This window comes from Vibrio plantisponsor, assembly GCF_013041605.1.
Lineage (GTDB): Bacteria > Pseudomonadota > Gammaproteobacteria > Enterobacterales > Vibrionaceae > Vibrio > Vibrio plantisponsor.
Genome location: NZ_JABEQC010000002.1, coordinates 124,167 through 138,381, shown reverse-complemented (window position 1 = coordinate 138,381; position 14,215 = coordinate 124,167). Strand labels below are relative to the sequence as shown.

Below are 14,215 nucleotides of genomic sequence, written 5' to 3'. Positions count from 1 at the left end.
CACGGCTTGTTTGTATCTAAGGTCTGTTGACCTTGCACATTCGTTTTTATCTTTTTTTTAGGTTTTATGGCAGGACAGATCCCTCGTAGCTTCATCGATGACCTCCTAGCTCGACTTGATATTGTCGATGTTATCGACGCACGTGTGAAACTTAAAAAAAAGGGCAAAAACTACGGTGCATGTTGTCCATTCCACAATGAAAAAACCCCGTCATTTAGCGTAAGCCAAGAAAAGCAGTTCTATCACTGTTTTGGCTGCGGCGTGCATGGTAACGCCATCGACTTCATGATGGAGTATGAGCGTCTTGAGTTTCCTGAAGCGATTGAAGAGTTAGCTTCCTCTCTCGGACTAGAAGTACCCAGAGAAGAACGCTCAAATAGTGGTTTCAAAAGTAATACACCAAAAGTTAGCAGCGACGAAAAACGTAATCTTTACGATTTAATGGGCAGCATTGCTCAGTTTTATCGTCAACAACTTAAAGTTCCTGCTAACCGTCATGCCATTGAATATTTAAAAAATCGTGGTTTATCCGGCGAGATAGTTCAGAAGTTCGGTATTGGCTATGTGGCTGACGAATGGGATTTAGTTCGTAAGAATTTCGGACAACAAAAACATGCCCAAGACATGTTGGTTTCAGGCGGCATGTTGATTGAAAACGACAACGGCAAACGCTATGACCGTTTTCGTGGCCGCGTTATGTTCCCTATTCGGGATCGTCGAGGCCGAGTGATTGGTTTTGGTGGCCGTGTTATTGGTGAAGGTACACCTAAGTATCTGAACTCACCAGAGACACCTATTTTCCATAAAGGCAAAGAGCTGTATGGGCTTTATGAAGTTTTACAGGCCTACCGTGAACCACCACAAATCCTCGTGGTCGAAGGTTATATGGATGTCGTGGCTCTGGCGCAATATGGCATTGATTATTCCGTTGCATCTCTAGGAACATCAACCACTGGCGACCATATTCAAACTCTCTTCCGTCAAACCAATACTATAATTTGCTGTTACGACGGTGACCGAGCGGGGCGCGAAGCGGCAAGACGCGCAATGGAAAATGCACTTGAATATCTAAACCCAAATAAAATTCTCAAGGTGCTATTTCTGCCTGATGGTGAAGATCCTGATAGCTTTGTTAGAAAATATGGGAAGGATGGCCTAGAAGCCGAAATAGATAATTCCTTATCTCTTATTGATTTCCTGCTTTCTGAAATCAAGAAAGATGCTCCAGATGGTGACACTACAAAATGGAAGGTCTATGTAGCGACAAACGCTGCTCCGTTATTGAACAAAACAACTGAAGCATCTTTAAAAGCATATATATGGAGTGAGATATTACGAGGTACTGGGTGGAGCGACTTTCAACTAGAAAAGTTTTTAAACTCGTTATTAAAAACAAATGAAACAAAGCCTCAGCCGCATAAAGAAATAAAGCGAACACCGATGAGAGATGTCATTGCTTTGCTTCTACAGAATCCGAGCTATGCTGATATGGTGCCAGACCTTTCAACTACTCAAGGTTTGGAGATTCCAGGGTTGAAATTGTTGACAGAAGTGCTTGAAAAATGCAGACAACAACCCCATATAAAAACGGGTCAATTGTTAGAGCATTGGCGCGGTACAAAAACACAGGAACTGTTGTCTCGCCTTGCAAGCTGGGAGATCCCGTTTGCTGAAGATCAACAAGAACTATTTTATGACTCATTGGACAAAATTCTTGCCCAGTGCGTAGAAAAACAAATTGAACAATTGCTGGTTAAAGAAAGAAACGTCGGTTTATCAAGCGACGAAAAAAGGGAGCTAGTAGCGTTAATGCTAGAATTTAAAGCGTAACCCAGTTTGAATAGTCAGCAACAATTTAATTTGTTATTATCCGTGGTTTGCATTTCGCATACTATTCCTTCACCAGATACGAAGTTGGATACCGTCTATGGATCAAAATCCGCAGTCACAGCTTAAGCAACTTGTCATTCGCGGCAAGGAGCAGGGCTATCTGACCTACGCCGAAGTAAATGACCACCTACCAGCAGAAATCGTAGATTCTGAACAGGTAGAAGATATTATTCAGATGATCAACGACATGGGTATCAAAGTTGTAGAAACTGCCCCTGACGCTGATGATCTAGCTCTTAATGATGATGAAACCATCACCGACGAAGATGCAGCTGAAGCTGCTGCTGCTGCGCTGTCTAGCGTAGAAAGCGAGATCGGTAGAACAACTGACCCTGTTCGTATGTATATGCGTGAAATGGGTACAGTAGAACTACTAACTCGTGAAGGTGAAATCGATATCGCGAAGCGTATCGAAGATGGTATTAACCAAGTACAAAGTGCAGTTGCTGAATACCCTGGAACTATTCCATACATTCTTGAGCAATTTGACAAAGTTCAAGCTGAAGAACTTCGCCTAACCGATATCATTAGTGGTTTTGTAAACCCAGATGATATGGAAAGTGAAGCACCAACAGCAACGCACATCGGTTCAGAGTTAACAGGTTCAGACCTAGATGACGAAGACGATACCGATGACGATGAAGACGAAGATGAAGATGGCGACGACGATAGCAGCGATGAAGAAGAAGTTGGTATCGACCCTGAACTTGCTTTAGAGAAGTTCACGGAACTGCGTAATCAGTACCAAAATCTTCAACTTGCGATCAACGAACATGGTGATACAAGCAGTAAGGCTCAAGAAGCGACTGAACTTGTATTAACGGTTTTCCGTGAATTCCGTCTAACACCAAAACAGTTCGACCATCTTGTAAATACGCTACGCAATTCTATGGATCGCGTACGTACACAAGAACGTTTGATCATGCGCGCTGTTGTTGAAAAAGCTAAGATGCCGAAGAAATCATTTATCTCGGTATTTACTGGCAATGAATCTGATGAAGCTTGGTTTGACCAAATTCTTGCATCTGACAAGCCATACGTAGCGAAGATCCGTGAAGATGAAGAAGATATTCGTCGTTCAATTCAGAAACTACGTATTATCGAACAAGAAACATCTTTAACGGTAAACCGTATTAAAGATATCAGCCGTCGCATGTCTATCGGTGAAGCGAAAGCTCGCCGTGCGAAGAAAGAGATGGTTGAAGCGAACTTACGTCTGGTTATTTCTATTGCTAAGAAATACACAAACCGTGGTCTACAGTTCTTAGATCTAATCCAAGAAGGTAACATCGGTCTGATGAAAGCAGTAGACAAGTTTGAATACCGTCGTGGTTACAAGTTCTCGACTTATGCAACATGGTGGATCCGTCAGGCAATTACTCGTTCAATTGCAGACCAAGCTCGTACGATCCGTATCCCTGTTCATATGATTGAAACGATCAACAAACTGAATCGTATCTCTCGCCAAATGCTACAAGAAATGGGGCGCGAGCCTCTGCCAGAAGAATTGGCAGAACGTATGCAAATGCCGGAAGATAAGATTCGTAAAGTACTGAAAATTGCTAAAGAGCCAATCTCAATGGAGACACCAATCGGTGACGACGAAGATTCGCATCTAGGTGATTTCATCGAGGATACAACACTAGAACTACCACTAGATTCTGCAACGGCAACAAGCCTACGTGCAGCAACTCGTGACGTTTTAGGTGGTCTAACTCCTCGTGAAGCAAAAGTACTTCGTATGCGTTTCGGTATCGATATGAACACTGACCACACTTTGGAAGAAGTTGGTAAGCAGTTCGACGTAACTCGTGAACGTATCCGTCAGATCGAAGCTAAAGCGCTGCGTAAACTTCGTCACCCAAGCCGTTCAGAAACCCTGCGCAGCTTCCTAGACGAATAACGGAACAGCAAACTTTCATAAAGCATTGAATAAAAGGTGAGCGACAGCTCGCCTTTTTTATTATCTGTAGTTCTAAGTGGATAAAAACTAAGCGCTATTACCCTACTTTGCGTCTAGACACACCCCACCCCTTCACCTATAATCATTGACCTATTCGGCCCCTTAGCTCAGTGGTTAGAGCAGTCGACTCATAATCGATTGGTCCCCAGTTCAAGTCTGGGAGGGGCCACCAGATATCAGAAAGCCTGATGAGGAAACTCATCAGGCTTTTTTCATTTGTTCACCTTGTTGGAAGATTCACAGTCTTCTTCATCGATAACAACAAATATCGATACAAATAAAAATATTGTACAAATATTTTGTCTATTCAGATAAGAATGATGTACACTTACCGTACGGCACAGTTGGTATCGTTCATTAAAAGCGACCGTTCAGAATGTCGCTAATCATATTATTTGTCATTCACTTCCTCCCAACAAAATAAGTATGAGGCAAATATGTTTCTCTTCAGCCAACAAATCCTTTTAACCCAGACGTTAGAACAACATGGTTCATCACCGTCCTAAGGCACTTTTTAGCTTTAACTCCTTGTCGGTTTAAAAAATAAGCATTTAGATGAATGATGTTTGAATCTTTTAAACGCCAATTCAACAACATAAAAATTCCTAATAACCAATATAGAAGTACTGATATGCAATTTGACCGAGAACTATCTTTTTCAGAGAAGACCTATGTCATCAGTATTCCAATGACACTGCTCTCTTTTATTTATTTCGCCCGTTACGGCTATGCGACTGCAGATCTGCTTATCACTCTTGCACTGGCAGCACTTTCATTCTTACTGAACAAACGCAGTTTTAGAGTCGTTCTACCTTATGTGCTTTATGGTTTTGTTGCTCTGCATATCCACCAAGCCTATGGCGATATCATGTTGCACTTTGAAGTGTTCATAATGTTGGCACTTTTGATGTTGTATAACGACTGGCTGATGGTACTGCACGGTCTGGTTGCTGCTGCTTTGCATCATATTTTCTTTTTCTGGATGCAATCGTCGGGAATGCCTATCTTCATCTTCCCGCCAAACAGCAGTTATACCTTGGTTATCGAGCACTGCTTATACGCCATTTTTCAAGCCAGTGTCTCTATCTATGCTTGTTTAGTATTGGATAAAAGCATGAAGAGAATGAACTATGTGAATGAAATGGTGGCGAACATCGTTAAAAAAGACAAATTGCATTTGAATGTTGAGCTCAAGTCTAATGACGAGTTTTTTGTTCGTTTCAACCAGATCATCATGCAGTTGCAAAACACAGCACAAGTTCAAAACCAAGCGATATCAAACCTCAAAATGGTTTCAAATAACCTTATTGAAAACGTTGAATCGGTTGATAACGAGATTTCCCACAACGCATCAAATACAGAAATGGTCGCGGGAGCTATCGGTGAACTGGGTTCTTCATTTAATAATGTTTCCGATTCAACACGAGTATGTAATGAAGGTACACAGCAAGCCAACCAGCTAAGCAGACACGCTTTGGAACAATCTTCTCGATGCCAAGATAACCTTGCTAAGCTCAAGCAAGCTGTTTCTGAAACTCGAAACAATGTCGAAAACGTTGTAGGGGATACGCAAAACATTCATAAAATCCTTCAAGCGATCACTGGGATCTCTGAACAAACCAACTTACTTGCTCTTAACGCTTCAATTGAAGCGGCTCGAGCAGGTGAAGCCGGACGCGGATTTGCAGTTGTGGCTGATGAAGTGCGTCAGCTAGCAAACAGAACCAGTAGCAGTGTTGAAGAAATAACTCGCTCTCTCGCCGTTTTAGATCGAAATATCAAGCTTTCGACCGACAACATTAGCAATATGGCGGACTATTCTGATGATGTGTCCTCTGCGGTTGATACCATTATTGAAGTCACAGAACAGATCTCTATGAATATCAGTCAAGTAAGTTCGCAAATGGATTATGTGGCATCTGCAATTCAGCAACAGGGTTCGGCACTTGATCAAATCAATCAGAATATGACCGGTGTGAAAGAATCGACTCAAATCATGGAAGAGAAATCAGAAAGTCAGAAGATGTCGATCAGAGAGTTATCCGAATCGATGAATCAACTGTCTGAATTAACCCAGCGATTTGTGTTGTGAAATCCATCCTAATTAAAACTGCCGTTGTCGCTGTTATTTTTGCAGTAGGCTATTTGATTCCAAGCCTGCTGCAATTCGAAAACAAGATGCAGTTTACTCAGACACAGGATAACTATGAGCGACTCGACTGTACGCTGATTAACAATCAATGCTTAGTGCAGGGCTATAAGCTGGAGTTGGTTAAAGGTACTTTTTCCACCATGGAACAAACAACTTTCCAGCTTACTAAAGACGACAATTACATCCAGTCAGAAGTATTGATCACCTCTGACGATGAGATTTTTGGCACCATCATCAGCCAAAGAATGGAGAATGCTCCCAATCTACATAAAGTACTCATTCCCTACTGTGGAAATCCTGTGATGCAGATAATTATAATCGATAGCAGCACACAAAAAGGACTAGTAATTAATAACCTATCTCAACTCAGTTGATTTTCTCTTCACAATAGCGGATGTGATTATTTAAGAAGGCTCGTCATAACCGTGCCTTCTTTATACCTTTCCTTCCTACCCCATCCCACATTCATCATTTTGCAAAAAATCCGCCATCAAAGACTCATATAACTGCAGCGTAGGTGAAATATTCGCCTTCTAGCATGGGCTCATAATACAAGTATTGTGAGGTTAACATGCTGTCTAAGAGCCCTTTTAAACTGCCACGAAAAACACCATTTGGTTTAGGTGAAAACCTAGCGGAATGGGCAACGGGTTTAAGTCAACTTGATAAATTCTACGCACAGCGCCCTGCTGGGTGCGACACTCGCCAATTTCTTCGCTTTACGCTCGAAATTTTAGGCATTGATTACCAACTTATTAAAGGCTCTCTCAACAATGTTCCGGTTATGGGGCCAACCGTTGTAGTTGCCAATCACCCACTAGGCTGTGTTGAAGGCGTGATATTGGCAGAGATGCTACTCACGATTCGTTCTGATGTACAAATACTGGCAAACCAATACTTAAAAACTGTTCCTGAACTGGATTCCCTCTTTATCGGCGTTGACGTCTTTGAGACGGATAAATCACGGAAAGCAAACCTTCAAGCGATGCGTCAGGCTCATAAACATTTAGAGCAAGGCGGTTTGTTACTCATGTTCCCTGCTGGTGAAGTCTCCCAATTGGTAGACAGCAAACAACATCGATTGGAAGATAAAGAGTGGAGTCAATCGGTCAGCCGCTTGATCAAAAAACATAAAGCGGCAGCAGTACCCGTTTATATCGAAGGTCACAACTCGACTCGTTTTTATATGGCAGGGAAAATACATCCGCTGCTCCGCACTGTAATGCTCGGCCGCGAATTACTGAATAAAAAACAAACCTGTATCGACATCTCTATTAGCGACGCAATTCACTACAAAGAGATGCAACATCTTTGCGATCAACAGCTGGTCAATTACTTGCGCTTGAACACCTATCTGCTTGGTGCAAAAAAAACACTTTCCCGAGATAAAACTAACTTAGATGACACTTCACAAGCTATTGCGGACAGATTACCGCTTGTTGAACTGCTTGAAGATCTTGAAGCACTTCCTTCATCAGCACACCTGCTCAGTCTAAATGAGTTTGATGTTTACTGTACTCATTCCGAGAATATCCCTTCTTTAATGCATGAGATTGGACGCTTACGTGAGAAGAACTTTCGCCAAGTAGGCGAAGGGACAGGGATGGCGTTAGATGTGGATGAGTTTGACCGCGAGTATTTGCATCTTTTCATTTGGGACAGAGAACGCGATGAAATGGTTGGCGCTTATCGCCTAGGCTTAGTAGACAAAATTGTGGCAACCCAAGGTATTCAAGGTCTCTACTCAAGTACATTGTTTAACTACGACCCACGCTTTCTAGAAAATATGGGTAACGCCATAGAGCTAGGGCGCTCAGTCATTGATGAGTACTACCAGAAAAGCATGGCTCCATTGCTTCTGCTATGGAAAGGGATTGGCGCATTTATTCATAAAAACCCTCAATACACTCACCTGTTTGGACCGGTCAGTATCAGCAATGATTACAGCGAACAAGCCAGACGTTTGCTGGCAGACACCATGACACTCCACTTCTACGACAACGAGCAAGCAAACTTTGTCGCAGCTTCCAACCCATTACCTATGATGCAAGCACAATGGAATGCCAGTTTGTTAACTTCTTTAGCCGACTTACAACTGCTCTCGCGAGTGATTGCTCGTATTGATGAAGGCAAAGGCATTCCTGTGCTATTACGTCAGTATTTAGGATTGAATGGAAAATTGGTCAGCTTCAACGTTGACCCTGCCTTCAACGATGCCTTAGATGGTTTGATCGTAGTGGACTTACATGATGTACCGATGAAAACCTTAGGTCGCTATATGGGTGTGAAAGAAGCGGAAGAGTATTTAAAAGTAGCTAACTAGACTAACAATAAAAAAGGGCGCTAAGCGCCCTTTTTTCAACTAGAGTTCACGGTTAGAAGTTATATTCCACGCTTGCACCCCAGTTACGACCGGCTTGTGAATCAAAATCACTTAAACCATCACTTTCACCACTTAGGTCAGAGAATACCCAGTATTTCTCGTCAAACACGTTAAACAATCCTGCGCGAACAGTCATGTCTCTGATTGGACGGTAATAAGCCGTTAAATCAACAATGTTGTAAGAAGGCGCTTCGATATTATCTTCATCTTCCCAGTCATCTTTCTTAGCAACAAACTTGTAGTTAACCAACGCACCGTATTTTTGATCTGCTGAGTTATAACCTAAGCCAACATTTGCAGTAAATGGAGCTATAGAATCTAGCTCGCGACCAGTAGCTTTATCTTCACCATCAGCATATGCCAAGCTTAAACGACTGTAGATACCTTTTGGCCCAAGCACAGTTGCAGCAAGTTCAGCACCGTAAATACGTGCTTCATCGATATTTTTCATCGTAATGATGTCTTTACTTGTACTTGCATCTTCACCGACTACTTCATCAGTAATGAAGTTTTTGTAGTCGTTGTAGAAAACACTTGCTTCGTATTGGAGGAACTTATTCTCACCACGGAAACCAAGCTCATAAGACAGGCTGGTTTCTGCTTCTAGATTAGGATTACCTTCGAAAATAACCCCTTCACTGTAGCTGTAGTACAAGTCATAAACCGTTGGCGCTTTAAAGCCTTGACTGATTTGCACATACGGGCTGAACATATCAGCAACATGATAAACAGCACCAACTCGACCTGTTACAGCATCATTACTGCTGCCAACCTGTTCAGTATCATAACCTTCTGTGGTTTCAGGTGTTGTTTTAAAGGAGTCGTAACGAAGACCCGCTGAAAGGACTAACTTTTCATCAAATAGGAATAGCTGATCTTGAATAAACATACCCCATTGGCGCACGTCTGCATTCGGCAAACCAGTACTACCTGAAGATTGTGTACCACTGCTCAGAATATAGTCTGTATTCTCTAATGAGAAATCATTCTGAAGATAACTCGCCCCATAGGTTAACTGATGATAGTGCGTTTCAGCTTCAATCAGTTTGTTGACTTGGGCATCGAACTGGATGGAATCATCACTAGAAATACGCTGACGATTACGCATACGGTCAACATAAATACTTCCCCAGTTGGTTGTATCATAGTTATCAGATTCGCTTTCTGTCGCTTGGTAGCTCAATTTCCACAATAACTCATCAGCCAACGCTGCATCCATTTTCCAGTCGTGCTCAAAACCAACGCGCATGCGGGTATTCTCATCTTGTACTGATGAGTCGTTATAAACTAACGTCCCCATTGCCCCCATGTTAATTCCAGAACCTTCCTGAGACGCTAGGTATGAATCATTCTGATAGTCATAATATTCAAACGTTAGACCAAAGCGATGAGCCTCGTTTGCTTGGTAAAAGACTTTCGCTAAACCATTCATCAATTGTGTATCAGCCGGATCTGCAGCACCACGATCGGTACCTTCAACATCCGCTCCATCACCATGGGTCTTGTATTCACTGCCATCGGCATAAGTCAGCATAGTGATCGTTTCCCAGTCACCTTTGCGCATAGCCCAAGTCAGGGTATTTTTGAACTCACTATTCACTGATGAGTAGCTACTCTTAATACCAAAACGGTGCTCATCGCCCTCTGTAACTAAAACATCTTCTGGATTCTTAGTACGGAACAACACCACACCGCCAAGCGCATCGGAACCAAACAAACTTGAAGATGGTCCTTTATTCACTTCTACCGATGTTAAGGTATCTAGCTCAATGGTATTAGGATATTTACGCTGCTGACTAGCACCTGGGTTGTAAGGTACTGGCTGTTGAACGCCATCAACCATCACTTTCACGCGGCTATCTTCCATACCACGAATATTGAAACCTGAAACACCAAATCGACCATCAGCTTGTGCATCAACACCTGGTGTATATTTGAACGTATCCTTCAAATTTGAAGTCATCGTTTCATCAAGTTCTTCACGATCAACAACTTCAACAGATGAAGATACGTCCTTTTTATCCTGTTCAATACGAGTTGCCGACACAACAACTTCATCAAATGAGTAGGTAGTTTCTTCAGCGACTGCTGGCGCTGATAGCAACGCGCCAATAACTATGGCAAGCGGAGTTTGCTTAATCATTATCATATCCATGTTTAAATGTTTAAGTGAGCTCAATGGTTTTGCCTCAAATTTGAAGTGCAAGAATCTAAGCGGCATTCGCATGCGAGCCGCTTTGAAGCATCAAATCGATGAGGATATTGTTATTAGTTGAGCTGATTCTTAGGTTAAATTTTTACTTAATCAGCATTTATTAAACACTGGTTATTAAACGCTTGTTATTAAGTAGTGGTTATTGCTCCATACGCTCTTTTTCAGCTTTAACGTGCCCTTCTGTTAAATGAACAAAATCGAGCATGTCATCACCGGAAATGACAAACGCTTGTCCGAATCCTTTGACGTAACGTCCTGACTCAGGCACTAAGCGATAAAGATTGAAGTCACCAAGCTGGCTTAAATTATCGATAATTTCACCAAATCGCGCTTTTAGCGCGGCAACGCCTTGGCTCCAATCTTGTGTTTGTTTTTCAACGAGTTCAGCACGTGTATCGAAAGTCAGTCGTTTACGTGCATAAATGTTCTTACATTCGCTTTCATCCTCGATCATTAAAATCGAAACATTACGGTTCGTTTTTAAATTTTGCCCATGAGCGGCGATGTCACTCACGAGGATGTAATAAGCTTTGCTATCAAAAGCGAATGGAGCGTATGTGGCGTTTGGAATACCAGCAGCGTTGATCGTTGCTAACTGCAACGTTTTACGGGAATCTCGGAATTCACGAACCTCAGGCTCTAATCGGCCTTGTAATCGTTCGCGACGAACTTCTTCTCGTTGAGCATTTTCTTGTGGCTGACTTTCTATATTCACGCGGCAAACTCCTTTTTCATTTGCATAAACGCTTCTACCTGCTGTGGGAAAAGCTGACGTTTCTTATCTCGGCCTACGTATACTTTAAAAACACAATCACCATTCGCATTGAAGAAACCGATATAGTGACTTTCCATAGCTCGAAATGGCTTGCTAACAAAAGCAATGTGTTCCACTAAATCTAAGCGTAGATGACCATGCAGTTCGCCGTCTCTCCCCATCAGGTTATAGTAGCCGTGTGCTTCTTTGCCCTTAGGGAAATTGGCTTTCGTTTCAAAAATAGAACCGAAAGAGTGAACTATCGTAGTTACTGGTCCCCACTCTGGTAGTTGTTCTAAAACGGTTTGCGCATGTTTGCCATCGATACGAGTCATCATTTCGTCTGGCAAAGCTAATGTAATAGCACCTTCAGATAAGCCTAGTTGCTCAGACATTGTTGAGACAGGTGTTGCTGAATCTTCCGCTAACGCCGCTGTCACTTTTTGTTGTACTTCTGTCTCTGAACAAGTGGTGTACATAGTTACTCCTAATATTTTTGTTTTATTCAAGCGCTTTTAAGCATCGCTTGAGTTTGATTCTGAATCACTTGAATCGCATTCGTCGCTAAAGTCACAGACCAAAATTGTCCGGCCAGAGTCAGTTCAACAGCGAAAGGCGTGATATTTACTAATCCTCTTTTTTGCCACACTGTGAATAGAGGCATAAGTGCTTCAAACCACTCACCTAATTCATGTTTGAGTAAGACACCACGGTCAAAAGACGCTTTAAGATCACTCTGAATGCTTTCACTAGATGTTGATTGAAACACCATGGCACTTGGAAACTCATCCGCTTCTATTGCTTTAATGTAAGCATCCATTTCACGATGCTGCATAGTGCTAATACCATTAAAGTTGCCTCCTGCACCCGCACCTATAGGTAATACCTGTGCATTGGTTTTCGCTAGGCTGTTATAAATGCTGCGCTCACGGTTGCCCGAAGCCCAGTGATTAACACTTAAACGTCTCTGGTGATGCTTTGCCATGAATGCCACCCCCATCTCATACATAGTGGCTTTAGTTGCAGTGTCAGCAGGGTTGGGCAATTTGCCTTGTTCCACCAGACGCGCCATTGGCAAATTTTGCAACTCAAGCAACTGATAGAGATCGACACCATCAACACCCGATTCAATGTAGGCTTCTAAATCTTTCTGCCAAACGTCTAGTGTCTGATGAGGCAATCCATATAAAAGATCGATCACTATCGGAGCTGCGTTATAACGCACTAGTTTTTGCAAAGTGTTCATCACCACTTCGCCATCATCCAGACGCTTGGCACTACGGCGGACTTTGCTATCAAAACTCTGCACACCAAAAGAAAAACGATTGAATCCACCTTCTAGTGCCGCTTCAAACTTCGATTCATTAAAACGATTTACACGACCTTCAAGCGTGATTTCGCAATCAGGTGTTAAAGGAAAATACTGACGAATCAACTCACCTAACTGTTTCAACTGCGCTGCGTTGAGGTCAGTTGGCGTACCGCCACCCACATAGACAGCTTGAAATGGATAACTTTGTGTCCACTTTAATGCTGACTTTCTCTTTATTTCCGTCACTAACGCTTGGAAATAATCTGCAATCAGTTTTTCGCTCGAAGCGTATTGGAAAAAGTTGCAATAAGTGCAACGAACACGACAAAACGGAATATGAATGTATAAGCAACGTCCGCTCGCTTCGCCAGAGAGACTCAACGCTCCTGATAAAACCGATTGAGTTAGCGTAGGATTTACAGGCTTCATCGCTCCACCGGCGTGAGCACCGCGCTTGGCAGCAAATGCAAAACGCAAAGGATCTGGCGTGTCCTTACCAACAATCAATTCATCCGTACTGTCAAAAATCACCGGCTTCATAAATCACTCATGCCTTAATTAAAAATATCGCTGCCGAGCTTTCATCAATGACCTTCAAATCAGCAACAAATTATTAGCTTATAAAATTGTAATTAGGATTTTGTTCGATATAATACCGATCACAAACGATAATGCAAATGATATTCGATCTCATTATTATTTGTAAGGCTGTGAAAAAAATGGTTGAAAAATATACTGATTAGTGGACAAAAATGACAAGGCTTCGTTATCTCATCGCTGGCTTAATCGCATGCCTAATACATGGTATTGCGCTGTCGTATACCCCACAGAAAAACACCATCAATGTATCAACCGAGGATGGTGCTCAGTCACTTCAAATTCAGCTTATGACCATCTCGGCAAGTAAACCGGTAGAACCCGTCATCGAGAAAAAGGTTGCTAAAGAACTTAAAGCTGAAGCTAAACCACTTGAGCAGAAACCTGTTCAACAAGAATCCATACCTGTAGAGAAAAAGAGTAAAACCGTAGCTCCGGATAAAGAGCCACTAAAAAAGGTTCAGCCTAAAAAAGAGCTTTCCAAGACAAAACCAAAGGCGCCAATCGCTGAACAGAATACAGAAATAGAACCACAAAAAACGATCGCCAAGATCGAAGAGCCAGCTGTAGCCAAAACAGAAAAAAAGAAAGTAGAAACAAGTAAAACTGAACAACAAGAGACAGCGCCACCAGCCAAAGTGAGTGCGCAAGACAGTAAGCCGATGCTAGTAAAAAAACCTAAGTTCAGCGCAAAACCAACGCCAGTGAGCTACCCAAGAATCGCAAGAAAACAAGGATTAGAAGGCAAAGTGCTTATCGAGGTTTGGCTAGATGAACAAGGCAATCAAATCAAGCAACTATTGCTTGAATCGAGTGGTCACAGCGTCCTTGATGAACGTGCACTTAGCACAATCAAAGAATGGCGTTTTTCACATCAAGTTGAGCAAGGGCAAGCCATTGCTCATCGCGTACAAATTCCGATTAATTTCCAATTACAGTAGTCGCTATC

At 42.3% G+C, this 14,215-nt stretch carries 10 protein-coding genes and 1 tRNA gene; 7 read left to right on the top strand and 4 right to left on the bottom strand.

The features are described 5' to 3' along the window. The first annotated feature begins 66 nt into the window (after positions 1-66). The 6 genes from dnaG (at position 67) to HKI82_RS03975 (ending at position 8,328) form a co-directional block, all read left to right on the top strand. Positions 67-1,830 (top strand): DNA primase, encoded by a 1,764-nt coding sequence (gene dnaG, locus HKI82_RS04000; protein ID WP_171137284.1) that lies wholly within the window; start codon positions 67-69, stop codon positions 1,828-1,830. A 97-nt stretch (positions 1,831-1,927) separates the two neighbouring features. After that, positions 1,928-3,793 (top strand): RNA polymerase sigma factor RpoD, encoded by a 1,866-nt coding sequence (gene rpoD / locus HKI82_RS03995; RefSeq protein ID WP_102943017.1) that lies wholly within the window; start codon positions 1,928-1,930, stop codon positions 3,791-3,793. A 156-nt stretch (positions 3,794-3,949) separates the two neighbouring features. After that, positions 3,950-4,025: transfer RNA gene (locus HKI82_RS03990), tRNA-Ile, on the top strand. A gap of 459 nt (positions 4,026-4,484) precedes the next feature. Beyond that, on the top strand, positions 4,485-5,945 hold the full coding sequence (locus HKI82_RS03985; protein WP_171137283.1) for a methyl-accepting chemotaxis protein: 1,461 nt from the start codon (positions 4,485-4,487) through the stop codon (positions 5,943-5,945). Continuing rightward, on the top strand, positions 5,942-6,379 hold the full coding sequence (locus HKI82_RS03980) for a hypothetical protein (protein ID WP_171137282.1): 438 nt from the start codon (positions 5,942-5,944) through the stop codon (positions 6,377-6,379). The genes HKI82_RS03985 and HKI82_RS03980 overlap by 4 nt, the downstream gene beginning before the upstream one ends. A 197-nt stretch (positions 6,380-6,576) precedes the next feature. Further along, on the top strand, positions 6,577-8,328 hold the full coding sequence (locus HKI82_RS03975) for a lysophospholipid acyltransferase family protein (protein ID WP_171137281.1): 1,752 nt from the start codon (positions 6,577-6,579) through the stop codon (positions 8,326-8,328). A gap of 52 nt (positions 8,329-8,380) precedes the next feature. Here HKI82_RS03975 and HKI82_RS03970 read toward each other — a convergent pair whose 3' ends face one another. From HKI82_RS03970 to hutW, 4 genes are all read right to left on the bottom strand, one after another. Further along, positions 8,381-10,531 (bottom strand): TonB-dependent hemoglobin/transferrin/lactoferrin family receptor, encoded by a 2,151-nt coding sequence (locus HKI82_RS03970; protein WP_171137280.1) that lies wholly within the window; start codon positions 10,529-10,531, stop codon positions 8,381-8,383. 211 nt (positions 10,532-10,742) lie between these two features. Further along, positions 10,743-11,318 (bottom strand): heme utilization protein HutZ, encoded by a 576-nt coding sequence (gene hutZ / locus HKI82_RS03965; RefSeq protein ID WP_102942965.1) that lies wholly within the window; start codon positions 11,316-11,318, stop codon positions 10,743-10,745. Then, positions 11,315-11,836, bottom strand: a complete 522-nt coding sequence (hutX, locus tag HKI82_RS03960; RefSeq protein ID WP_102942964.1) for a heme utilization cystosolic carrier protein HutX — start codon at positions 11,834-11,836, stop codon at positions 11,315-11,317. The genes hutZ and hutX overlap by 4 nt, the downstream gene beginning before the upstream one ends. A gap of 26 nt (positions 11,837-11,862) precedes the next feature. Beyond that, positions 11,863-13,209 carry a heme anaerobic degradation radical SAM methyltransferase ChuW/HutW gene (hutW, locus tag HKI82_RS03955; protein WP_171137279.1) on the bottom strand — a complete coding sequence of 449 codons (1,347 nt, stop codon included), beginning with the start codon at positions 13,207-13,209 and terminating at the stop codon, positions 11,863-11,865. Positions 13,210-13,421: 212 nt separating this feature from the next. Between hutW and HKI82_RS03950 the strand changes: the two genes are divergently transcribed. After that, on the top strand, positions 13,422-14,207 hold the full coding sequence (locus tag HKI82_RS03950) for an energy transducer TonB (RefSeq protein WP_171137278.1): 786 nt from the start codon (positions 13,422-13,424) through the stop codon (positions 14,205-14,207). Positions 14,208-14,215: the final 8 nt, after the last annotated feature.

Coding starts and splice junctions, on each gene's coding strand:
- dnaG (WP_171137284.1), top strand. CDS start 67: ATGGCAGGACAGATCCCTCGTAGCTTCATCGATGACCTCCTAGCTCGA.
- rpoD (WP_102943017.1), top strand. CDS start 1,928: ATGGATCAAAATCCGCAGTCACAGCTTAAGCAACTTGTCATTCGCGGC.
- HKI82_RS03985 (WP_171137283.1), top strand. CDS start 4,485: ATGCAATTTGACCGAGAACTATCTTTTTCAGAGAAGACCTATGTCATC.
- HKI82_RS03975 (WP_171137281.1), top strand. CDS start 6,577: ATGCTGTCTAAGAGCCCTTTTAAACTGCCACGAAAAACACCATTTGGT.
- HKI82_RS03970 (WP_171137280.1), bottom strand. CDS start 10,531: ATGATTAAGCAAACTCCGCTTGCCATAGTTATTGGCGCGTTGCTATCA.
- hutX (WP_102942964.1), bottom strand. CDS start 11,836: ATGTACACCACTTGTTCAGAGACAGAAGTACAACAAAAAGTGACAGCG.
- hutW (WP_171137279.1), bottom strand. CDS start 13,209: ATGAAGCCGGTGATTTTTGACAGTACGGATGAATTGATTGTTGGTAAG.
- HKI82_RS03950 (WP_171137278.1), top strand. CDS start 13,422: ATGACAAGGCTTCGTTATCTCATCGCTGGCTTAATCGCATGCCTAATA.